This window comes from Streptomyces sp. NPDC050263 (assembly GCF_040655955.1).
Taxonomy (GTDB): domain Bacteria; phylum Actinomycetota; class Actinomycetes; order Streptomycetales; family Streptomycetaceae; genus Streptomyces.
The window spans coordinates 1-22,129 of record NZ_JBFAKW010000151.1; the positions used below are offsets into that span (position 1 = coordinate 1).

Here is a 22,129-nt window from a genome sequence, read left to right on the forward strand (position 1 = left end):
TCCGACTCTATCAGATCCTTTTCCGATCCGATTTCCTCGGCGCTTTCCAGGTTCCCGCTTTTGTTTCGCGGTTTCCCTTTCCGGCGGTTCCGACTCTATCAGATCCTTTCGGCGCTGATTCCCAGTCAGAGGGGCTTGCCTTCCCGACCCTTGGGCCGTTCCGACGAGTGAGACTTTAGCGGATTCCCGGCCCCCGAAGCCAATCGGGGTCCTGCGTCCTTTCGAACGCGGATTCCTCATTTCGCGAATACGCACGCCAATGACGCGACGACAGCCGGAAACGACTGCACGTCGAGAAGTGGCAGGTACTTGCGGAATGGCTGTCCGGGGACCGACCGGAGTCGGCGCTCACATCGGACAACCCGGAGAACACTACGTATACGGCTGGGGTGTGTCAACTCAAGTGCCGATGGCACCCCTGAGGCGTACTCTGGCGGCCATGACTACGCGTACGTACACCCAGCTGTGGTGGGCCGCCTGACGGCGGCCGTGTAGTTACGTATGCACTCAACGGCCGCCGCTTCGGCGGCCGTTCTCGTTTCTCCCTCCAGGGGTTCAGGGGCCGGCCGGCCAGGGCGGCGGTCTCGACCAGGAGGTGGAGAGATGAAGCGGGTCTTCAGCGGGATCAAGCCGACCGGGCACCTGACGTTGGGGAACTACCTGGGAGCCATGCGGCAGTGGGCCGAGGTCGACCAGCATCAGGCGGACTCGGTGTTCTGTGTCGTCGATCTGCACGCGCTGACCGTGGAGCACGATCCCGCGCGGGTGCGACGGCTGAGTCGGCAGTCCGCGACGCTGTTGCTGGCGGCGGGACTGGACCCACGGTTGTGCACCGTGTTCGTACAGAGCCATGTGGACGAGCACGCGCGGTTGTCGTATCTGCTGGAGTGCGTGGCCACGGACGGCGAGATGCGGCGGATGATCCAGTACAAAGAGAAGGCCGCGCGGGAGCGGGAGCGCGGGGGCAGTGTGCGGCTGTCCTTGCTGACGTATCCCGTGCTGATGGCCGCGGACATCCTGGCCTATGGGACCGACGAGGTCCCGGTGGGGGACGACCAGACGCAGCATGTGGAGCTGGCGCGGGATCTCGCGGTGCGGTTCAACCAGCGGTACGGGCACACGTTCGTGGTGCCGAGGGCGACGCGTCCGGCGGTGGCGGCTCGGGTGATGAACCTCCAGGACCCCGGGTCGAAGATGGGGAAGAGCGACGACTTCGGGCCGGGGATCGTCTATCTGCTGGACGAGCCGGACGTGGTGCGCAAGAAGGTCATGCGGGCCGTCACCGACAGTGGGCAGGATGTGGTGTACGACCGGGAGGGGCGGCCCGGGGTCGCGAATCTGCTGGAGATCCTCGCTGCTTGTACGGGTGGGAACCCGGAGATCTTGGGCGGCGTTCACACGTCGTACGGCTCTTTGGACAGCGCCTATCGCGCGATCGGGTTGCTCCCGCCCCTGACCGAGTCTGTGTCGGAGGGCGTGCTGAACGCGGCCCGGTAGGCGCGTGGGCTGGTGGCGAGGCGCGATGCGAAGTGCTGGCGCATGGTGACCTCGCTGCCGAAGCCGGCGCGTCGGGCCACCTCCGGCATGGGGAGGTCGGTGCGTTCGAGGAGTTTCTGGGCCGCGGCGATGCGCTGGTCCAGGAGCCAGCGCAGCGGGGTTGCGCCGGTCGCCGCAGTGAAGTGGCGGGCGAAGCTGCGCGCGGACATGCCCGCGTGTGCCGCCAGGTCGGCGACGGTGAGCGGTTCGTGCAGGTGGCGCAGGGCGTGTTCGCGTACCGCGGCGAGGGTGTCGGCGTCTCGGTCCGCGCGCGGGGTGGGGTGTTCGATGAACTGGGCCTGGGTTCCGGTGCGGAAGGGGGCGGTGACCATGGAGCGGGCGATGGTGGCGGCTGCTTCGGCGCCGTGGGAGCGGCGGACCAGGTGGAGGCAGAGGTCGATGCCGGCTGCCGTGCCGGCGGCGGTCCAGATGTTGTCGTCCTCGATGAAGAGGGCATCGGGGACGACGGCGACCTGGGGGTGGTGGGTGCGCAGGAGGTCGATCAGGTCCCAGTGGGTGATCGCTCGGCGGCCGTCGAGGAGGCCTGCCTGGGCGAGGGTGAAGGCGCCGCCGCAGAGGGCGGCGAGGGTGGTGCCGCGGGCGTGGGCGCGGCGGAGTGCGTCCAGGACGGGGACGGGTGCGGGGGTGAGGTGGTCGTCGAGGCCGGGGATCAGGATCAGGTCGGCTCGGGAGAGCCAGGCGAGGGTGCGGTCGGGGAGGAGGGCCAGGCCGCCGCGCATCGGGATGGGGGTGGTGGTGTCGGTGGCGACTCGGCGCAGGTCGAAGGCGGGGGCGCCGCGGTCGGTGCGGTCGCTGCCCCAGACCTCGGTGATGACGGAGACGTCGAAGGCGCGGATGCCGGGGAAGGCGACGAGAGCGACCCGGTGCGCAGGCTTGATGGGTGGCACGAGTGGCAGTAAACCATCGATCGATGGCTTTGTGTCCTCTGGGGAGGGGTCGGGGTCGGCGGCAGGATCGTGGGCATGGACATCACAGAGATCGCAGCGAACGCAGCCCTGGTCGTCATCGACGTACAGAAGGGGTTCGAGGAGCCGGCCCACTGGGGGGCTCGGAACAATCCCGGGGCCGATGACAACATCGCCACGCTCATCGACGTCTGGCAGGGCACGGGGCGGCCGGTCGTGTTCGTGCGGCATGACTCGTCGATGCCGGGCTCGCCGTTGCGGCCGGGGTATGCGGGCAACGACTTCAAGGAGTACGTGGAGGAGAGGAGGGGGAAGGGCGCCGGGGCCGAGCTGTTCCTCACGAAGACCGTGAACTCGGCGTTTCTCGGGACGCCGGACCTGGGGGCCTGGCTGACCGCGGAGGGCGTCTCGCAGATCGTGGTGGCCGGGATCCAGACGAACATGTGCGTGGAGACGACGGCGCGGATGGGCGGGAATCTTGGGTACGACGTGCTGGTCGCTTACGACGCGACGTACACGTTCGATCTGGAGGGGCCGTTCGGGTGGCGGCGGAGTGCGGACGAGATCGCGCAGGCGTCCGCGGTGTCCCTGCACGGAGGTGGGTTCGCTCGGGTGGTGACGACGAAGGACGTCGTCGCCGGGGCGACCGGGGGCTGACCCGCCCCGGCGGGAAGGTGCAGCCCTCAGTCCTTCTTGCCCGCGGCCAGTTCGCGGCTGCGGTCGCGGGCGGCCTCGAGGGCGGCGATGAGGGCGGCTCGTACGCCGTGGTTCTCGAGTTCACGGATGGCGCTGATGGTGGTGCCGGCCGGGGAGGTGACGTTCTCGCGGAGCTTGACCGGGTGTTCGCCGCTGTCGCGGAGCATCGTCGCGGCGCCGATCGCGGACTGGACGATCAGGTCGTGGGCCTTGTCGCGGGGCAGGCCGAGAAGAATGCCGGCGTCGGTCATGGCTTCGACCAGGTAGAAGAAGTAGGCCGGGCCGGAGCCTGAGAGGGCCGTGCAGGCGTCCTGCTGGGACTCGGGGACCCGGAGCGTCTTGCCCACCGCGCCGAAGATCTCCTCGGTGTGGGCGAGGTGCTCGGCGGTGGCGTGAGTGCCGGCGGAGATGACGGACATAGCCTCGTCGACGAGGGCGGGGGTGTTCGTCATGACGCGGACGACCGGGGTGCCGGCGGCGAGGCGTTCCTCGATGGAGGCGGTCGTGATGCCGGCGGCTCCGCTGACGATCAGGCGGTCGGCGGGGACGTGGGGGGCGAGCTCGTCGAGGAGGGCGCCCATGTCCTGCGGCTTGACCGTGAGGATCAGGGTGTCGGCGGTCTTGGCGGCCTCGGGGTTGGTGACCGGGGTGACTCCGTAGCGGGTGCGGAGGTCCTCGGCTCGCTCCCGGCGGCGGGCGGTGACGAGGAGGTCGGCGGGGGCCCAGCCGCCTCGGATCATGCCGCTGATGAGGGCTTCGCCGATCTTGCCGGTGCCGAGGACTGCGACTTTCTGGGTCATGGTGCGGGGCCCTCCGGAGGGTTCGTCGTCCGGGGTACATCCTCGCACCGGTGGGCGGCGGGCTGAGCCGGTGTCCGGTGGGCGGACGTTGGGTTTTCGCCCCCGCCGCCCCTTCCCGTTCCCATCCCTGGGGGCTGCGCCCCCGGACCCCCCTTGCTGAAGAATCACGCTGTGCGGCGTCGCAGGGTTGCTGCGCCCAGGCAGAGGACCAGGACTGCGCAGCCGCCGACGATCAGGACGTCTCGGACGAAGGTGGCTGTCATGTCCGTGTGGGTGAGGACCTCGTTCATGCCGTCGACCGCGTAGGACATGGGGAGGACGTCGGAGAGGGCTTCCAGGGCGGGGTGCATGGTGTCTCGGGGGGCGAAGAGGCCGCAGAGGAGGAGTTGGGGGAAGATCACCGCCGGCATGAACTGGACGGCCTGGTACTCCGAGGCCGCGAAGGCCGAGACGAAGAGGCCCAGGGCGGTGCCGAGCAGGGCGTCGAGGAGGGCGACCAGGAGGAGGAGCCAGGGGCTGCCCGTGACGTCCAGGTCCAGGAACCAGACCGCGAGGGCGGTGGCGAGGGCCGACTGGATGATCGCGAGGACGCCGAAGGCGAGGGCGTAGCCGGCGATCAGGTCGCCTTTGCCGAGAGGCATGGCGAGCAGGCGTTCGAGGGTGCCCGAGGTGCGTTCGCGCAGGGTGGCGATGGACGTGACCAGGAACATCGTGATCAGCGGGAAGATGCCCAGGAGGGACGCGCCGATGTTGTCGAAGGTGCGGGGGTTGCCGTCGAAGACGTAGCGGAGCAGGAACAGCATCACGCAGGGGATGAAGACCAGCAGCGCGATCGTGCGGGGGTCGTGGCTCAGCTGGCGCAGGACGCGGGCCGCGGTGGCTGTGGTGCGGGAGGCGTTCAGGGCCCTGGTGGGGGCGGGCGCGTCGGGGGTCGTCGTGGTGGTCATCGGGTTGTCTCCTTTTCGCGGGCCGCGCGGGTGGCGGCGTCCACCAGGTGCAGGAAGGCCGACTCGACCGTGTCCGCGGCGGTGCGGGCGCGCAGGTCGTCGGGGGTGGCGTCGGCGAGGATCTCGCCCTCGCGCATGAGGAGCAGGCGGTGGCAGCGCTCGGCCTCGTCCATGACGTGCGAGGAGATGAGCAGGGTCGCGCCCCGGGTCGCGGCGATGTCGTGGAAGAGGTTCCAGAGGTCGCGGCGCAGGACCGGGTCCAGGCCGACGGTGGGTTCGTCGAGGACCAGGAGTTCCGGGGTCCCCAGGAGTGCCACGGCGAGGGAGACGCGGTTGCGCTGGCCGCCGGAGAGGTTGCCGGCGAGGGCGTCGGCGTGGGTGGTCAGGTCGACGTCGGCGATGGCTCGGGTGACGTTCTCGTCGCGTCGGTCGGCTGCCGCTCGGCCCGGGTCGAGGATCGCGGCGAAGTAGTCGAGGTTCTGGCGGATCGTCAGGTCGTCGTAGACGGATGGGGCCTGGGTCACGTAGCCGATGCGGGTGCGGAGGGTGGCGTCGCCGGCGGGCCGGCCGAGGACGTCGAGGGTGCCGGCGACCTTGGCCTGGGTGCCGACGATCGCGCGCATGAGGGTCGACTTGCCGCAGCCGGAGGGGCCGAGCAGGCCGGTGATCTGGCCGCGGGGGACGGTGAAGTCGAGAGCGCGCAGGACGGTTCGGGGGCCTCGGACGACGGTCAGGGCTTGGGCTCGTACGGCGGGGGCGGGTTGCCTGTCGTCATCGCCGGGTGGGTGCGCGGGTGGGCCGGAGTTAAAATTCATCATGCGATGAATAATGCTCGGGGTGCGTTGGGGCGTCAAGTGGCGCAGGCGCGCGGCGGTGGGATTGGAAGTGGAGGTTCCGGTTCGTCCGCTTCCTTGTTCACATGCCCGGCACAGGAACCGGCCGCCCGGCCGGTCGTTTCAACTGACAATGGAATTCATGCGCGACCGGGGTGCCGTCGTCGGCTCTGGTCTTGGCTTCGGCTTCGGCTCTCGCCTTGGCTTCATCTTCGGCTTCGGCTTCGGCTCTCGCCTTGGCTTCGGCTTCGGCTCTCGCCTTGGCTTCATCTTCGGCTACGGCTTCGGCTTCGGCTCTCGCCTTGGCTTCGGCTTTGGCCTTGGCTGTGGCTGTGGCTGTGGTCTTGGCCTTGGCTGTGGCTTTGGCCTTGGCTGTGTCGGTTCTCGTTCGCGGATGGTCGTCGTCGTGCCCTCCCCCGGTGCGGCGCGCCCACGCATCTCCCGTTTCCTACCGGAGGTGCCGCCATGTTGCGCCGTGGTGTCGGCAAGGCTGATCTGTTCGCTTCTCTCGTCGTCTTTCTTGTCGCGCTCCCGCTGTGCGTGGGCGTCGCCATCGCCTCCGGTGTGCCCGCCGAGCTGGGGCTGATCACCGGCATGGTCGGCGGGCTGGTCGCCGGGGTGCTGCCCGGCAGCAGCATGCAGGTGAGCGGGCCCGCGGCGGGGCTCACCGTGCTCGTCCACGAGGCCGTGCAGCGGTACGGGCCGCAGGCACTCGGGGTGCTGGTGCTCGCCGCCGGGCTGGTGCAGCTCGGGCTGGGCGCGCTGCGGCTGGGGCGGTGGTTCCGGGCCGTGTCGGTGGCCGTCGTGCACGGGATGCTGGCCGGGATCGGGCTGGTGCTCGTCGCCGGGCAGGTGTACGCCCTCGGGGACACGGCCGCGCCGGCGGGCGGGCTCGCCAAGCTCGGCGGGCTGGTGTCGCTGCCCGGGAAGGCGGATCCGGTGGCGTTGTCAGTGGGGGGTGCCACGATGGTCGTGCTGCTGTTGTGGGGGCGGTGGCGGCGTGGGGCGCGTCTGGTTCCGGCGCCGTTGGTCGCGGTGGTGTTGGCGGCGGGCGTGACCTGGGTGTTCGACCTGGATGTGCGGCGGGTCCGGGTGCAGGGGCTGCTGGACGCGGTACGGCTGCCGGAGCCGTCGGACTTCGGGCGGCTGACGGAAGTGGGAGTGATCGGGACCGTCGTGGCGTTCGCGTTGATCGCGTCGGCGGAGTCGCTGTTCAGCGCGGCGGCGGTGGACCGGTTGCACGACGGACGGAGGACGGATTACGACCGGGAGTTGATGGCGCAGGGCGCGGGCAACGCGGTGTGCGGGGTGCTGGGCGCGCTGCCGATGACGGCCGTCATCGTGCGGAGCGCGGCGAACGTCGGCGCGGGGGCGCGGACCAAGGCGTCGCGGGTGCTGCACGGGGTGTGGCTGCTGCTGTTCGCGGCCGTGGTGCCCGGGGTGCTGGAGGTCATTCCGGTGGCGGCGCTGGCCGGGCTGCTGGTGCACGCCGGCTGCAAGCTCGTGCCCGTGCGGGAGATGCGCAAGCTGTGGCACGGGCATCGGGGCGAGGCCGTCGTGCTCGGGGTGACGGCAGTCGCGATCGTCGTGGGGAACCTGTTCGAGGGGGTGTTGATCGGGCTGGCGCTCGCCGTGGCGAAGACGGCGTGGGAGATCAGCCATGTACACGTCGAGACCGAGGACCGGGGGGAGGCGGGGCTCGTCGTACGGGTGCTGGGGCATGCCACGTTTCTGCGGCTGCCGAAGCTGCTCGACGCGTTGGACGCGCTGCCGCACGACCGCGAGGTGCGGCTGGAGTTGAGCGGGCTGCGGCATGTGGACCACGCGTGTGCGGCGGCCCTGGAGGGGTGGGCCGCCGCGCGGGGTCAGGCGTTGGTCGCGACCAGCAGCTCGACCTCGTAGGTCTCCTCGACGACTCCGTCGGGGAAGACCTCGCGCAGGTGTTCCCGTTCCCCGGCGAGGAAGGCCGTGGTGCGTTCCTCGCCGGCGACCAGGAAGACCGAGTGGCTGCCGATGTTGGCGAGGTGGGTGTCGACGGGGACATGGCGGCTCCAGCGGACCACGCGGAACGCGAAGTCCAGGCGGCCGGTGGGGTCGGCGCGGGCGGCACGGGCGCCGCTGCCGTTGACCTCGACGGACGGGTGGGCGGCGAAGGGGGCGAACTGCTCGCCGATGCGGTCCGTCTGGGCGGCGATCCACGGCACGTCGAGGGCGTAGGTGTTCCACCACAGCGCCAGCGCGCCGCCCGGCCGCAGGACGCGCAGGGCCTCCGGGACCGAGCGGACGGGGTCGGTCCAGTGCCAGGACTGGGCGTAGGTGAGGAAGTCGACGGAGGCGGCGGCGAGCGGGAGGTGGTTGCCGTCGCCTCGGACGATCGGCACGTCGGGGAGGGCGCGGCGGAACTGCTCGGTCATGCCGTCCCCGGGTTCCACGGCGATGACGTGGGCGCCGCGGGAGTGCAGGAGCGCGGTCGCGATGCCGGTGCCGGCCCCGATGTCCGCGACCCGCGCGCCGGTGAGGGGGTGTCCGGCGAGGTCCTCGATCGCGTCGAGGAGGGCGGTCGGGTAGGAGGGGCGGTTGGCGGCGTACTGGGCTGCGGCGGCGTTGAAGGAGTGGGCTCGGGCTGTGTGGACAGTCTGGGCGATGTGGGCCGTCTGCGCGGTGTCGGCCGGTTCGGCGGGGTCGGCCGTGTGGGAGGAAGCCGTCATGAGGTCATGGTGACGGGGGTGGGTGAGGAGGGGAACGGGTTTTCGGTGAGGGGGCAGGAGGGCGGCAGCCTGCGGGGCGTCGGGCGGTCGAGGCGGTCGAGGCGGTGAGCTTCAGCCTCGGCGGCGCTTCTTCGACGGGTTGCCCGTGCGGCGCGTGGTGCGGCTTTCGTGCTGTCGGCGGGCCGTCTCGTACTCCTCGCGCAGGAGTTTCTCGCCGGGTGCCTCGGTGAGGGTGCGGAAGAAATAGGCGAGCAGCGAGCCGACGAAGCCGATGGCCAGCAGGCCGCGCAGGGAGGCCTGCCGGTCGAGGTCGGGGCGCTTGGCGAAGGCGTCCCAGGTGTGGCGGAAGGCCAGCGCGCTGCAGACCGCGAACATCACGACGACCAGGAGGGTCACGAAGCTGCCGAGGTCGGCGATCGCGATGCCCTCGTATGCGAAGCGCAGGACCAGGCAGGAGGCGATGGCGGCGGCGAGGGAGCCGACGGCCGCGGCGACGCGGCGGGCCGCGTAGCCCTGGAGGCCGGGGTCGTGGTCCACCCAGGTCGTGCCGAAGAAGCGGAGGGGCTCGGGGCGGGGGCCGGCACCGGCCTGGCTTGCCGCCTGGCCGGTGGGGGTGCCCGCGGAGCCCGCCGAGGTGTCCGGGGTGCCGTTTTCGTCGCTCACGGGACGATTATGGCTCCGGACGGCGGCGGGCTCCCCGGGCGGGTCGGCCCGAGATGCATTGGCTCCAAGGTGTGTGGGCTCGGAGTGCGTCGGGTCAGGCGCAGCGTGCGGCGACGTAGCCGTCGCTGCCCGTCCTCACGTACGCGTCCGAGACGAACTGGCCGTCGGCGATGTTGTCCCAGATGTTCGTCGTGCCGTACGGGCCGGACACCGAGGTGCCCGGGGTCTGGCAGAAGATCGGGACCTTCGTGCCCTCGGCCAGGACCCGGACGACCGGATAGCCGGTGCCGGGGCCGCTGCGGACGTTCAGCCGGACGCCCGGGGCGATCGGGTAGTAGGTGAGGGACGCCGCCGCGGCCGTGGTCACGGCCGCCGTCGCTTCGCCGCTCTCGGCCTCTTCCACGCGGTCAACAGACATGAAAAACCTCCCCCGTCGGACCCCATGAATGGCATGGGGTCACGTTCATTCCCCTAAAGCACGCAATAAAACACATGTGCAGGATTCGTACACGGAGGCTAGCAAGCCGCCTCGGTCCCGTACGAGTCATCGACTAGGCTCCGTGCGTCGCGCGCGCGGATGAACAGCACGGGGGTGGTCCATGGCGCCACAGCGCAACACCGGGGCGGGCGCGGAAGCGGAACTTCCGGAGTACGCCGGTCACTATCGTCTGGACGAGTGTCTGGGCTCCGGTGGCATGGGCGTCGTGCATCTCGCCCGGAGTACGTCCGGGATGAAGGTCGCGGTGAAGGTCGTCCATGCGCAATACGCGCGGGATCCCGAGTTCAGGGGCCGTTTCCGGCAGGAGGTGGCGGCCGCTCGGCGGGTCAGCGGGGCGTTCACCGCACCCGTCGTCGACGCCGACCCGGAGGCCGAACGGCCGTGGATGGCCACCCTGTTCATTCCCGGCTCGACGCTCGCCGAGCAGGTGAAGCGGAACGGTCCGATGAGCTCGGGCGAACTGCGACGGCTGATGGCCGGACTCGCCGAGGCGCTGCGGGACATCCACCGCGTCGGGGTCGTCCACCGGGATCTGAAGCCGAGCAACGTGCTGCTCGCCGAGGACGGGCCGAAGGTGATCGACTTCGGTATCTCCCGGCCGAAGGACAGCGAACTGCGGACCGAGACCGGCAAGTTGATCGGGACGCCGCCGTTCATGGCGCCCGAGCAGTTCCGGCGGCCGCGGGAGGTCGGTCCGGCCGCCGACATCTTCGCGCTCGGGTCGGTGATGGTGCACGCCGCGACGGGACGCGGGCCGTTCGACTCCGACAGCCCGTACGTCGTCGCCTACCAGGTCGTGCACGACGAGCCGGACCTGACCGGCGTGCCCGAGAACCTCGCGCCACTGGTCGTGCGCTGCCTGGCCAAGGAGCCCGAGGACCGGCCCACGCCGGACGAGTTGATGCGGGAACTGCGGTCGGTGGCGGCCTCGTACGACACTCAGACGTTCATACCGGCGCAGCGCACGTTGGAGGAGCACGAAGAACACGAAGGCCACGAGGAGGGGTCCGAGGCGGGACCGGAACCCGCACCGGAACCGGGATCGGGATCCCGGGCGGGGCCGGCGGTCCGGAGTCGGCGCGGGCGGGTCGCTCTCGCCGTCGGCGCGCTGGTCGTCGTCCTCTCGGGCGGGGCGCTCGTGGCCGCGCAAGGGCTGGGCGGTGGCGATCCGAACCCGGACGGGCAGGGGAACTCGGGGAGTTCGCAGTCCGCGTCGGCCGCCTTCACCCCGTGGAGCGTGCGGCCGGCGAAGGCCGGCACGGGTGGCATGCCCCGGTGCGTGTACGACGCGCAGCGGCTGCTCTGTGTCCAGTCGGGGCTGGTGTCCGCGCTGGACTCGTCCGACGGGCGCGTGCTGTGGCGGCACGCCCTCGCCGACGGCGACCGGCCGAGCGAGGGTCCGGTGCTCGCGGGCGGGCTGGTGCAGGTGCAGGTGGTCACGGACTCGAGCAAGCGGGTGGAGGCGCTCGACCCGGCGACGGGCGCCACGCGCTGGCGGCTGGACGTGTCGGCCTACCAGGGGGTCCGGAGCGCCGGCGGCACCCTGTTGCTGACCGCGGCCGACCGCACGGTGACCGGTGTGGACGCGGCGACGGGCGAGACGGCGTGGAGCCGGCGCATTCCGGGGCTGAGCGAGCCGTACTTCACGGTGTTCCCCAGGGATCCGCTGGCGTACGCGGTGAGCACGTCGGACGACGCGCACACGCGCATCACGGCCGTGGATCCGGCGACCGGCCAGGTGCGGTGGGAGGAGCGGCTCAAGGGCACGCTGACGCTCGTGGGCACCACGGACGACAGTCTCGTCCTGCTGTCCCAGGACAGTGCGTACGGATCGGTCGACGCCGTGGTCCGCTACCGCCCGCAGGACAAGGAGACGCAGCGGGTCAAGCTGGGCGTCGCGCTCCAGGAGCCGCGTGCCGCCGTGCAGGGCGACCGGGTCTATCTGCTGGCCTTCGACGGGTCGCTGGTGGCCGTCGACACGGTCGCGGGCAAGCAGGTGTGGTCCCTGCAGACGGCGGTGAGCCGGGGTTCGGCGCCGGCCGCCGACGGCTCGCACGTCTACTTCAGCGCCGCCGACGGACGTCTGCTCGCCGTGGACGCCGCGCAGGGCAAGCTCGTCGGGCAGACGGCGCTGCGGCTCGGCGCCAACTCGGACGAGGTGGTGGCCTCGCTGCCCGCGCCCGAGGCGGTCGACGGCCATGTCTTCGCCGGCGCCCCCGACGGGACCGTCTTCGCGGTGGACGGAGGGGATCCGGCGGACTGGTGAGGGCACGCCGCCGACATGCGTGGGGGCCGCCTCCGGCCAAAGCGGCGGAAGCGGCCCCCGAGCATCAAGGCGATCGGGCTCAGCCCAGCTTCGACACGTCCCGCACCGCGCCCTTGTCGGCGCTCGTCGCCATCGCGGCGTAGGCGCGCAGGGCGGCGGACACCTTGCGCTCGCGGTTCTTCGGGGCGTAGACGCCGCCGAGGGCGGCCTCGCGTCGGGCCAGTTCCGCGTCGTCGACGAGGAGTTCGATCGTGCGGCCCGGGATGTCGATGCGGATGCGGTCGCCGTCCTCGACGAGAGCGATGGTGCCGCCGGAGGCCGCCTCGGGGGACGCGTGGCCGATGGACAGGCCCGAGGTGCCGCCGGAGAAGCGGCCGTCGGTGATCAGGGCGCAGGTCTTGCCGAGGCCGCGGCCCTTGAGGAACGAGGTCGGGTAGAGCATCTCCTGCATGCCGGGGCCGCCCTTGGGGCCCTCGTAGCGGATGACGACGACGTCGCCGTCCGTGACCTGTTTGTTGAGGATCTTCTCGACGGCCTCTTCCTGCGACTCGCAGACGACCGCGGGGCCCTCGAAGGTCCAGATCGACTCGTCGACGCCGGCCGTCTTGACCACGCAGCCGTCGACGGCGAGGTTGCCCTTGAGGACCGCGAGGCCGCCGTCCTTCGAATACGCGTGCTCGGCGCTGCGGATGCAGCCGCCCGCGGCGTCGTCGTCGAGGGCTTCCCAGCGCTCGGACTGCGAGAAGGCCTCCGCCGAGCGGACACAGCCGGGCGCCGCGTGCCACAGTTCCACCGCTTCGGCGGAGGGCGAGCCGCCACGGACGTCCCAGGTCTTCAGCCAGTCCGCGAGGGACGGGCTGTGCACCGAGTTCACGTCCTCGTTCAGCAGGCCCGCGCGGTGCAGTTCGCCGAGGAGGGCGGGGATGCCGCCGGCCCGGTGCACGTCCTCCATGTAGTACGTGCGGTCCTTGGCGACGTTCGGTGCGACCTTCGCCAGGCACGGCACCCGGCGCGAGACCTCGTTGATCTCGTCCAGCCCGAACGGAACGCCCGCCTCCTGGGCGGCGGCCAGCAGGTGCAGGATCGTGTTGGTCGAGCCGCCCATCGCGATGTCGAGGGCCATGGCGTTCTCGAAGGCCGCGATGGTGGCGATGTTGCGGGGCAGGACCGTCTCGTCGTCCTGCTCGTAGTAGCGGCGGGTGATGTCCATCACCGTGCGGCCCGCGTTCTCGTACAGCGCCCGGCGAGCCGTGTGGGTGGCCAGGACCGAGCCGTTGCCGGGGAGGGAGAGGCCGATGGCCTCGGTCAGGCAGTTCATCGAGTTGGCGGTGAACATGCCGGAACAGCTGCCGCAGGTCGGACAGGCGTTCTCCTCGATGCGGAGGATGTCCTCGTCCGAGATCTTGTCGTTGACGGCGTCGGAGATCGCGTCGACCAGGTCGAGCGTGCGGACCGTGCCGTCGACGAGCGTGGCGCGGCCGGACTCCATCGGGCCGCCGGAGACGAACACCGTCGGGATGTTGAGGCGCAGGGCCGCGTTGAGCATGCCCGGGGTGATCTTGTCGCAGTTGGAGATGCAGATCAGCGCGTCGGCGCAGTGGGCCTCGACCATGTACTCGACCGAGTCCGCGATGAGGTCGCGGGAGGGGAGCGAGTAGAGCATGCCGCCGTGGCCCATCGCGATGCCGTCGTCGACCGCGATGGTGTTGAACTCGCGCGGGATGCCGCCGGCCTCGGTGATCGCCTCGCTGACGATCCTGCCGACCGGCTGCAGGTGCGTGTGGCCGGGCACGAACTCGGTGAAGCTGTTGGCCACCGCGATGATCGGCTTCCGGCCGATGTCCGCACCGGGTACACCGGAGGCGCGCATAAGGGCGCGGGCGCCCGCCATGTTGCGTCCGTGGGTGACTGTGCGGGACCTCAGCTCGGGCATCGTCGCTCGCTCCTTCAGAGACTGCGATCAGAGACTTCTGACTGCTAACGAGCGTACGCCGGTCATCCAGGGGTCGGACTCGCTGTCCGCATACCGGGACGAACGTCTCACCCTCGGGCCGCTTTTCACGGCCCGGTCAGGTGTCCCTGTACGACAGGAGCCACGCGCGCGATGATCAGCTCCAGGTCCGCCGAGGCCAGCGGCTCCACCTTCATGACGTACCGCAGCATCGCGCAGCCCACCAGCTGCGCCGCCGCCAGTTCGGCGCGCAGCTCGGCGTCCGGCAGATCGAGCTGGGCGGCGATGCGGCGCACCAGCTGCGCGGCGACCAGACGGCGGAAGACGGCGGCGGCGGTGTCGTTGTTCACGGCGGAGCGGACGATCGCCAGCAGCGGCTTTCGGGTGGTGGGGTTCTCCCAGAGGCCGAAGACGAAGCGGGCGAGCCGCTCGCCGACCTGGTCCACGGGGGCGTCGAGGATCGCTTCCGGCGCGTCGAGCGCGGGCGCGAAGGCAACCTCGACGGCCGCCTCGAAGACCTGCTCCTTGGTGCCGAAGTAGTGGTGCACCAGCGCCGCGTCCACACCGGCCGCCTTCGCGATGCCGCGCACGGACGTCTTCTCGTAGCCGCGCTCGGAGAACTCCTCGCGCGCGGCGGTCAGGATGCGGGCTCGGGTGTCCGCCGACTCCGTGCGAGGGGGCCGGCCGCGCTTGCGGGCGGTGACGCCGGTCATCGGCGTGGCACCTTCGCTCCGGGGGTCGCGGACGCCCCGGATGCCGAGGCGAGGTGCAGGCGGGTGAAGGCCAGGGCCTCCGCCAGGTCGGCCTCACGTTCGGCGCCGGACATCGCGCGCCGCGTGTTGACCTCGATGACGACATGCCCGTCGAAGCCGGTCAGCGCGAGCCGCTCGAGCAGCTCGGCGCAGGGCTGGTTGCCGCGGCCGGGGACCAGGTGTTCGTCCTTGGCGGAGCCGTTTCCGTCGGCGAGGTGGACATGGCCCAGGCGGTCGCTCATGCGGTCGATCATCTGCATCGCGTCCGTGCGGGCCGTGGAGGCGTGGCTGAGGTCGATCGTGAAGTGCCGGTAGTCGTCCTTCGTGACGTCCCAGTCCGGCGCGTACGCGAGCATCTCGCGGTCGCGGTAGCGCCACGGGTACATGTTCTCGACGGCGAACCGGACGTCCGTCTCGTCCGCCATCCGCCAGATGCCCGTGACGAAGTCCCGCGCGTACTGGCGCTGCCAGCGGAACGGCGGGTGAACGACGACCGCGCTCGCGCCGAGCTTCTCCGCGGCCGCGCGGGCCCGCTGGAGCTTGATCCACGGGTCCGTCGACCACACGCGCTGGGTGATGAGCAGACAGGGGGCGTGCACGGCGAGGATCGGGATCCGGTGGTAGTCGCTGAGCCTGTGCAGCGCGTCGACGTCCTGGCTGACGGGGTCGTTCCAGACCATGACCTCGACGCCGTCGTACCCGAGGCGTGCGGCGATCTCGAAGGCGGTCGCCGTCGACTCCGGGTAGACCGAGGCAGTCGACAGGGCGACCTTCGCATCCGGAATCCGCACGACTGGCTCTGCCATGGGGGACAGATTACGGGGTGCGGTCGGGTGGGTGCCGGGCACCTGTTCGCCGTTGTGGTGTTCACCACGGGCGGGTGCGGGCACACCCCGGTCGCACGCTCCACCCCCTGCGCCGCCTACGCCGCCTGCGCCCTCAGGGATTGCCCTCGCCGCGCCTACGCCGAACCCATGTGATCGAGTTTGCGCAGGATCACGCCCTCTCGGAGCGCCCAGGGGCATATCTCCAGCGTGTCGATGCCGAAGAGGTCCATCGCGCCCTCGGCGACCAGCGCGCCCGCGAGGAGCTGGTTGGCGCGGCCCTCGGAGACGCCGGGCAGCTCGGCCCGCTGGGCGGCCGTCATGCCCGCGAGCCGGGGTACCCAGGCCTCCAGGGACTCGCGCTTGAGCTCGCGCTGGGCGTAGACGCCCTCGGTGGAGCGCGCGGCGCCCGCGATCCGGGCGAGCTGCTTGAAGGTCTTCGACGTGGCGACGACGCGGTCCGGGGCGCCGAAGCGGGTGAACTCGCCGACCGTGCGGGCGATCTGCGCGCGGGCGTGGCGGCGCAGGGCCCGTACGTCGTCGGGCTCGGGCGGGTCGCCGGGCAGCCAGCCCGCGGTGAGGCGGCCGGCGCCCAGCGGCAGGGAGGCGGCCGCGTCGGGCTCCTCGTCCATGCCGTAGGCGATCTCCAGGGAGCCGCCGCCGATGTCCAGGACCAGCAGCTTTCCGGCCGACCAGCCGAACCAGCGGCGGGCGGCGAGGAAGGTGAGCCGGGCCTCCTCGGAACCGGTGAGGACCTGGAGCTCGACGCCGGTCTCGGCCTGCACGCGCGCGAGGACGTCGTCGGCGTTGCTGGCCTCGCGCACGGCGGAGGTCGCGAACGGCAGCACGTCCTCGACGCCCTTGTCCTCGGCGGCCTGGAGCGCGTCGTGGACGACGTTGATCAGTTTGTCCACGCCGTCCGAGCCGATCGCCCCGTGCTCGTCCAGCAGCTGGGCAAGGCGCAGTTCCGCCTTGTGCGAGTGCGCGGGAAGCGGACGCGCGCCCGGGTGTGCGTCCACCACCAGCAGATGCACCGTGTTCGATCCCACGTCGAGGACACCGAGTCTCATGGAGGGAAACGCTACTGCCCAGAGCACCCTGGACCGTCCCCGAAGGGGTGCTGGGCGACTTACCCTGGACAAGTGCCAAAGACGAACAAGGCGAAAACCGACAAATCAACCGGCGGTTCTTCGCAGGCGAAGCCGGTGAAGCCACCGAAGAAGTCGAAGAAGGCCCAGGCAGCCCGGACTCTGGCGCTCGCCGCCGAGCTCGCTGCCGACGAGAAGGGCCTCGACTTCGCGCGCGCGTGGGTGGAGTTTCCGGACCCGGCGGACGACGACCAGGTCTTCCGCTGCGATCTGACCTGGCTGACCTCGCGCTGGAACTGCATCTTCGGCAGCGGCTGCCAGGGCATCCAGGCAGGCCGCGCGGACGACGGGTGCTGCACGCTGGGCGCCCACTTCTCCGACGAGGACGACGAGAAGCGCGTCGCCGAGCATGTGGCGAGGCTCACCCCCGACATCTGGCAGCACCACTCCGAGGGCACGCTGGACGGCTGGGTCTCGGAGGACGACGAGGGCTCCCGCCAGACCCGCCCGTTCAACGGCTCGTGCATCTTCCAGAACCGCCCCGGCTTCGCGGGCGGCGCGGGCTGCTCGCTGCACATCCTCGCCGTCAAGGAGGGCCGCGAGCCGCTGGAGACCAAGCCGGACGTCTGCTGGCAGCTTCCGGTGCGCCGCACGTACGACTGGATCGACCGGCCCGACGACACCCGGGTGCTTCAGGTGTCGATCGGCGAGTACGACCGGCGCGGCTGGGGTCCGGGCGGCCATGACCTGCACTGGTGGTGCACGTCGGCGACCTCGGCGCACGGCGCGGGCGACCCGGTGTACGTCTCCTACCGGCCGGAGCTGACCGAGCTCATGGGCAAGGCCGGCTACGACCGCCTGGTCGAGCTGTGCGAGCAGCGCCTCGCCTCGCAGCTCCCGCTGCTGGCGCCGCACCCGGCGGATCCGACGGGCCCGCGCGGCTGAGCCACTGGCGGGTCTACGACGTCGCCGGGCTCGGCGGGTCGCTGTCGGCGGGCGGCGGCGCGGAGCTCTCCGGGGCGGACGGGGACGGGTCGCCGGGAGTGGGCTCCGGGTCGGTGGTGGGGGACGGGTCGGTCGGGGTGGGGTCCGGGGAGGACGGGGGCGTGGGGGTCGGCTCGGAGCCGCCGGACGGGGGCGGGTCGACGGGGCCGCCTGGGCCCGGACCAGGGCCGTTGCCGGGGTCCGACGGGCCGGGGGCGGTGCCGTAGCCCTCGATGGAGACGACAGCGCCGGCCGGGGCGATCGCCACGCGCGCGTGCCAGTGCCCGGAGGGCTCGCGCAGATGGTCGACGTACACCTTGATCGTCACCGACTCGCCGGGCTTCAGGGTGCCGGTGGAGCGGCTCAGGTAGAGCCAGTGGTCCGCGGTGGTGGCCGACCAGCGGACCGGCTCGGCGCCGTCCGGGGCCGCGCTGAGGGTGATGAGGGTGGTGTCGCCGCTGTGGTCGGCCGCCACGGAGAGCCGGCCGGAGGCGCTCCGGCCGAGTCCCGTGACACTGATGACCTCCACGGAGACGTCCGGTTCGCCGTCCTTGGTGAAGCCGCTGCCGGGGCGGGTGCTGGCGTTCCCGGCGTTCTCGTAGCCGCCGGCCGTCTCGCCGTCAAGGCTGTCCGGACCTTGCGCCTCGCTGGCGGTGGCCGCACGCCCCTCGGCGCCCTCCCCCGTCGGTGTGCCCCGGTAGGCCGCCCACAGCGCGAGCACGGGTGCGGCGACGACGGTGGCCACGACCGTCGTCGTGACGGCACGCGCGCGTAGGCGCTCCCGGCGGGCGGCGCGGTCCTTGGGGTCCATCGGGAAGCCGCGCCGGTCGTAGCGCGGCACGGCGGCGCCCCGCGCGCGGGGGAGGTGGGCCATGGCGACGTGCAGCTGCGCGCGCGGCGCTTCGAGGACGGGCAGCTCGGCGGGGGTGACGCCGGCGCCGGGCCAGCGGCCGGGGACGGCGCGTTCGGCGGCCCGGCGGCAGCGCGGGCAGTCGTCGACGTGCCGGACGAGTTCACGGCGCAGCGCGGCGCTGAGCACGAGTTGGTTCTCGCCCGTGAGGCGGGCCACACCGGGACAGCCGCCGGTCTCGACGACGGCGAGCGCCGCGCGCGTGCGTTCGACCTCGCAGGCCGCGGAGGCGAGCAGTTCGCGTGCGGCGGCGAGATCCTTGCCGAGGACGGCGGCGACCTCGTGGGCGGCGAGGTGGTGGCGTACGGCGAGTTCCAGCGCCTCGCGCTGTTCCGGGGTGGTGCCGGCGGCCTCCGGCCAGGCGAGCAGGGCGAGTTCGCGACGGCGTTGCTGCTCCTGGGCCTCGTCGGAAGCGGGCACGCCGGGCGGTGCGGGCTTCGGGGCCGATTGCCCGTGGCCGCGGCTTCGGCGCGCCGCGTGCGTGCTCAGACGTTTCTGCTTGGCCTCGGTGAGTTTGCGCAGACAGGCCCAGCGGGCCAGGGCGTACAGCCAGGCCCGGCGGTCGCCCGCGGCGTCCGGGACGCGCTGGCCGCGCCGCTCGGCGAACGCGAGGGCGTCCCCCAGGGCGGCGGTGGCCGCGTCGTGGTCGCACAGGACGGACAGGCAGTAGGTGAACAGGCCGTCGAGGTAGGGCTCATAGTGCGCGGGCGGCCGTTGCGCGAGCGTGCGCGCCGCAGCGCCGTCGCGCGCCTCCCGGTGCGCCCGGTGCGCGCCGGTCGTGCGGGTCCAGGTTTCCGGGCTGCTGCTCATCACCCGTGCGACCGTAGGCGGCGCGGAACGAGGTCTACTTGTCCCTTGAGTCCTTTTAATCCGTATGGGTGAAACGATCCCTCATAAGGGGACAGCAAAGGGGGGTCCCATGGCTCGTTCGTGACGGGGCGTGGCCGATTCGCAAGGGGTGCCCGCCTTCGCAGGGGCGGCCGGGGGCCCGTTTGTCCACAGGCGCGTCCGGCTGTCGGTGGCGGCGGTTACGGTTTCCCCATGGCCACCCGTACGAAGACCGCCAAGGACCGCCCGTCCTACCGCTGCACGGAATGCGGCTGGCAGACGGCCAAGTGGCTCGGCCGCTGCCCCGAGTGCCAGGCGTGGGGGACGGTCGAGGAGTACGGCGCGCCCGCGGTCCGCACGACGGCCCCCGGCCGCGTCACCACCTCCGCCGTGCCCATCGGCCAGGTCGACGGGCGGCAGGCCACCGCCCGCCCCACCGGCGTGCCCGAGCTGGACCGCGTCCTGGGCGGCGGGCTCGTCCCCGGCGCGGTCGTACTCCTGGCCGGCGAGCCGGGCGTCGGCAAGTCGACCCTGCTGCTGGACGTGGCGGCCAAGTCGGCGAGCGACGAACACCGCACGCTGTACGTCACGGGTGAGGAGTCTGCGTCCCAGGTCCGGCTGCGCGCCGACCGGATCCGCGCCATCGACGACAACCTGTACCTGGCCGCGGAGACGGATCTGGCGGCCGTCCTCGGCCACTTGGACGCGGTGAAGCCGTCCCTGCTGATCGTGGACTCCGTGCAGACCGTGGCCTCCCCCGAGATCGACGGCGCGCCGGGCGGCATGGCCCAGGTCCGCGAGGTCGCCGGCGCCCTGATCCGCGCCTCCAAGGAACGCGGCATGTCCACGCTCCTGGTGGGCCATGTCACCAAGGACGGCGCGATCGCCGGCCCCCGCCTCCTCGAACACCTGGTGGACGTCGTCCTGTCGTTCGAGGGCGACCGGCACGCGCGGCTGCGCCTGGTGCGGGGCGTGAAGAACCGCTACGGCGCCACCGACGAGGTCGGCTGCTTCGAACTGCACGACGAGGGCATCACGGGCCTGGCCGACCCGAGCGGACTCTTCCTGACCCGTCGTGACGAACCGGTCCCGGGCACCTGTCTGACGGTCACCCTGGAGGGCCGCCGCCCGCTGGTCGCCGAGGTACAGGCCCTCACCGTCGACTCCCAGATCCCCTCGCCCCGCCGTACGACGTCCGGTCTGGAGACCTCGCGCGTCTCGATGATGCTGGCCGTCCTGGAGCAGCGCGGTCGGATCAGCGCGCTGGGCAAGCGGGACATCTACTCGGCGACGGTCGGCGGAGTGAAGCTCTCGGAGCCCGCCGCGGACCTGGCGATCGCCCTCGCGCTGGCCTCCGCCGCGAGCGACACCCCACTGCCGAAGAACCTCGTCGCGATCGGCGAAGTCGGCCTCGCGGGCGAGGTCAGACGGGTCACGGGCGTCCAGCGCCGGCTCTCCGAGGCCCACCGTCTGGGCTTCACGCACGCGCTCGTACCGGGCGATCCCGGCAAGATCCCCGCGGGCATGAAGGTCCTGGAAGTAGCCGACATGGGGGACGCCCTGCGGGTCCTGCCGCGCTCCCGTCGCCGAGACGCCCCACGGGAGACGGAGGACCGCCGGTAGACTTTGCCCTGGTCTCGCCCGTCCGTGCGAAACGAGTGCGCGAAACGGGGACGCCCCAGACCCTGTGACCGGAGGAGTGCAGTGGCAGCCAACGACCGGGCTTCGGCTCCCGGAAAGTCCGGTGGGAGTTCCGGTGCCGACGGCCTGATGCGCGCCGCACTGAGTGCGGTGGCTCCCGGCACGGCACTGCGCGACGGCCTGGAGCGCATCCTCCGCGGCAACACCGGCGGGCTCATCGTGCTGGGCTCCGACAAGACGGTCGAGGCGATGTGCACGGGCGGATTCGTCCTGGACGTGGAGTTCGCGGCCACGCGCCTGCGTGAGCTGTGCAAGCTCGACGGCGGCATCGTGGTCTCCTCCGACCTGTCGAAGATCCTTCGGGCCGGCGTCCAGCTGGTGCCGGACCCCATGATCCCCACGGAGGAGACGGGCACCCGGCACCGTACGGCGGACCGGGTCAGCAAGCAGGTCGGCTACCCGGTCGTCTCGGTCTCCCAGTCCATGCGTCTGATCGCCCTGTACGTCGACGGACAGCGCCGCGTCCTGGAGGACTCCGCGGCGATCCTGTCCCGCGCGAACCAGGCGCTGGCCACCCTGGAGCGCTACAAGCTCCGTCTGGACGAGGTCGCGGGAACGTTGTCAGCGCTGGAGATCGAGGACCTGGTGACGGTCCGGGACGTCTCCGCGGTGGCCCAGCGCCTGGAGATGGTGCGCCGCATCGCCACCGAAATCGCCGAATACGTGGTCGAACTGGGCACGGACGGACGTCTGCTCTCCCTCCAGCTCGACGAGTTGATCGCGGGCGTGGAGCCGGAGCGCGAGCTGGTGGTCCGGGACTACGTCCCCGAGCCCACGGCCAAGCGCTCCCGCACGGTCGACGAGGCGTTGTACGAGCTGGACGCGCTCACCCACGCCGAGCTTCTCGAACTGTCGACGGTGGCCCGCGCATTGGGTTACACCGGCTCCCCCGAGGCCCTCGACACGGCGGTCTCCCCGCGCGGCTTCCGGCTCCTGGCGAAGGTGCCTCGGCTCCCGGGCGCCATCATCGACCGTCTGGTCGAGCACTTCGGCGGCCTCCAGAAGCTCCTCGCCGCGAGCGTCGACGACCTCCAGACGGTGGACGGCGTGGGCGAGGCGCGGGCCCGCAGCGTCCGCGAAGGCCTGTCCCGGCTCGCGGAGTCGTCGATCCTGGAACGGTACGTCTAGGGGGCTTCTGATGGATCTCCGTGGGAGAAGGAGCGGCGTTCGGTGCGTGCTCTCGGTGTGCCGGGCGAGAGTCCTCGTAGCGGAGCTAC

Annotated in this window: 20 protein-coding genes; 7 read left to right on the top strand and 13 right to left on the bottom strand. The window is 71.6% G+C overall.

From position 1 onward, the window contains the following. Positions 1-603 precede the first annotated feature (603 nt). Positions 604-1,497: a tryptophan--tRNA ligase gene (trpS, locus tag AB0J04_RS39905; RefSeq protein WP_363173568.1), complete on the top strand. Its 894-nt coding sequence runs from the start codon at positions 604-606 to the stop codon at positions 1,495-1,497. Here the strand turns inward: trpS and AB0J04_RS39910 are convergent. Beyond that, positions 1,425-2,435 carry a helix-turn-helix domain-containing protein gene (locus AB0J04_RS39910; RefSeq protein WP_363173586.1) on the bottom strand — a complete coding sequence of 337 codons (1,011 nt, stop codon included), beginning with the start codon at positions 2,433-2,435 and terminating at the stop codon, positions 1,425-1,427. The genes trpS and AB0J04_RS39910 overlap by 73 nt on opposite strands. An 84-nt stretch (positions 2,436-2,519) precedes the next feature. On the opposite strand from AB0J04_RS39910, the gene AB0J04_RS39915 reads away from it, so the two are divergent. Beyond that, entirely contained in the window at positions 2,520-3,119 is a 600-nt protein-coding gene (locus AB0J04_RS39915; protein WP_363173569.1) for a cysteine hydrolase family protein, read from the top strand. A 26-nt stretch (positions 3,120-3,145) separates the two neighbouring features. Here the strand turns inward: AB0J04_RS39915 and proC are convergent, their stop codons facing one another. From proC to AB0J04_RS39930, 3 genes are all read right to left on the bottom strand, one after another. Next, positions 3,146-3,958, bottom strand: coding sequence for a pyrroline-5-carboxylate reductase (gene proC / locus AB0J04_RS39920; RefSeq protein WP_363173570.1), 813 nt, complete (start codon positions 3,956-3,958; stop codon positions 3,146-3,148). 164 nt (positions 3,959-4,122) lie between these two features. After that, a complete protein-coding gene (locus AB0J04_RS39925) occupies positions 4,123-4,905 on the bottom strand; it encodes an ABC transporter permease (RefSeq protein ID WP_363173571.1) in 783 nt (260 codons plus the stop codon). Continuing rightward, on the bottom strand, positions 4,902-5,723 hold the full coding sequence (locus AB0J04_RS39930; RefSeq protein WP_363173572.1) for an ABC transporter ATP-binding protein: 822 nt from the start codon (positions 5,721-5,723) through the stop codon (positions 4,902-4,904). Before AB0J04_RS39930 ends, AB0J04_RS39925 begins: the two co-directional genes overlap by 4 nt. Before the next feature lie 480 nt (positions 5,724-6,203). On the opposite strand from AB0J04_RS39930, the gene AB0J04_RS39935 reads away from it, so the two are divergent. After that, entirely contained in the window at positions 6,204-7,640 is a 1,437-nt protein-coding gene (locus AB0J04_RS39935) for a SulP family inorganic anion transporter (protein ID WP_363173573.1), read from the top strand. Here AB0J04_RS39935 and AB0J04_RS39940 read toward each other — a convergent pair. The 3 genes from AB0J04_RS39940 to AB0J04_RS39950 all read right to left on the bottom strand — a co-directional run bounded on the left by AB0J04_RS39940 (position 7,604) and on the right by AB0J04_RS39950 (position 9,527). Further along, positions 7,604-8,383 (bottom strand): class I SAM-dependent methyltransferase, encoded by a 780-nt coding sequence (locus tag AB0J04_RS39940; protein WP_363173587.1) that lies wholly within the window; start codon positions 8,381-8,383, stop codon positions 7,604-7,606. The genes AB0J04_RS39935 and AB0J04_RS39940 overlap by 37 nt on opposite strands. A 174-nt stretch (positions 8,384-8,557) precedes the next feature. Beyond that, positions 8,558-9,109, bottom strand: coding sequence for an EamA/RhaT family transporter (locus AB0J04_RS39945; RefSeq protein ID WP_363173574.1), 552 nt, complete (start codon positions 9,107-9,109; stop codon positions 8,558-8,560). Positions 9,110-9,203: 94 nt separating this feature from the next. Continuing rightward, positions 9,204-9,527 carry an SH3 domain-containing protein gene (locus tag AB0J04_RS39950; RefSeq protein ID WP_363173575.1) on the bottom strand — a complete coding sequence of 108 codons (324 nt, stop codon included), beginning with the start codon at positions 9,525-9,527 and terminating at the stop codon, positions 9,204-9,206. A gap of 181 nt (positions 9,528-9,708) precedes the next feature. On the opposite strand from AB0J04_RS39950, the gene AB0J04_RS39955 reads away from it, so the two are divergent. Next, positions 9,709-11,874, top strand: a complete 2,166-nt coding sequence (locus tag AB0J04_RS39955) for a serine/threonine-protein kinase (protein WP_363173576.1) — start codon at positions 9,709-9,711, stop codon at positions 11,872-11,874. A gap of 79 nt (positions 11,875-11,953) precedes the next feature. Here AB0J04_RS39955 and ilvD read toward each other — a convergent pair whose 3' ends face one another. From ilvD to AB0J04_RS39980, 5 genes are all read right to left on the bottom strand, one after another. Next, entirely contained in the window at positions 11,954-13,807 is a 1,854-nt protein-coding gene (ilvD, locus tag AB0J04_RS39960; RefSeq protein ID WP_363173577.1) for a dihydroxy-acid dehydratase, read from the bottom strand. 125 nt (positions 13,808-13,932) lie between these two features. Further along, positions 13,933-14,538: a TetR family transcriptional regulator gene (locus AB0J04_RS39965; protein ID WP_363173578.1), complete on the bottom strand. Its 606-nt coding sequence runs from the start codon at positions 14,536-14,538 to the stop codon at positions 13,933-13,935. After that, a complete protein-coding gene (locus tag AB0J04_RS39970; RefSeq protein WP_363173579.1) occupies positions 14,535-15,383 on the bottom strand; it encodes a sugar phosphate isomerase/epimerase in 849 nt (282 codons plus the stop codon). The genes AB0J04_RS39965 and AB0J04_RS39970 overlap by 4 nt, the downstream gene beginning before the upstream one ends. Before the next feature lie 155 nt (positions 15,384-15,538). Further along, a complete protein-coding gene (locus AB0J04_RS39975) occupies positions 15,539-16,471 on the bottom strand; it encodes a Ppx/GppA phosphatase family protein (protein ID WP_363173580.1) in 933 nt (310 codons plus the stop codon). Between the two features lie 105 nt (positions 16,472-16,576). Beyond that, a complete protein-coding gene (locus AB0J04_RS39980) occupies positions 16,577-17,233 on the bottom strand; it encodes a DUF1641 domain-containing protein (RefSeq protein ID WP_363173581.1) in 657 nt (218 codons plus the stop codon). Between AB0J04_RS39980 and AB0J04_RS39985 the strand changes: the two genes are divergently transcribed. Then, positions 17,186-17,434, top strand: coding sequence for a hypothetical protein (locus tag AB0J04_RS39985; RefSeq protein ID WP_363173582.1), 249 nt, complete (start codon positions 17,186-17,188; stop codon positions 17,432-17,434). The two genes, AB0J04_RS39980 and AB0J04_RS39985, sit on opposite strands and share 48 nt — an antisense overlap. Before the next feature lie 13 nt (positions 17,435-17,447). Here the strand turns inward: AB0J04_RS39985 and AB0J04_RS39990 are convergent, their stop codons facing one another. Next, a complete protein-coding gene (locus AB0J04_RS39990; protein WP_363173583.1) occupies positions 17,448-19,193 on the bottom strand; it encodes a hypothetical protein in 1,746 nt (581 codons plus the stop codon). A gap of 231 nt (positions 19,194-19,424) precedes the next feature. On the opposite strand from AB0J04_RS39990, the gene radA reads away from it, so the two are divergent. Together radA and disA are read left to right on the top strand one after the other, a co-directional pair. Further along, complete coding sequence (gene radA, locus AB0J04_RS39995; RefSeq protein WP_363173584.1) at positions 19,425-20,834, top strand: DNA repair protein RadA; 1,410 nt, start codon at positions 19,425-19,427, stop codon at positions 20,832-20,834. An 81-nt stretch (positions 20,835-20,915) separates the two neighbouring features. Next, a complete protein-coding gene (gene disA / locus AB0J04_RS40000; protein ID WP_363173585.1) occupies positions 20,916-22,040 on the top strand; it encodes a DNA integrity scanning diadenylate cyclase DisA in 1,125 nt (374 codons plus the stop codon). The last annotated feature ends 89 nt before the right edge of the window (positions 22,041-22,129 follow it).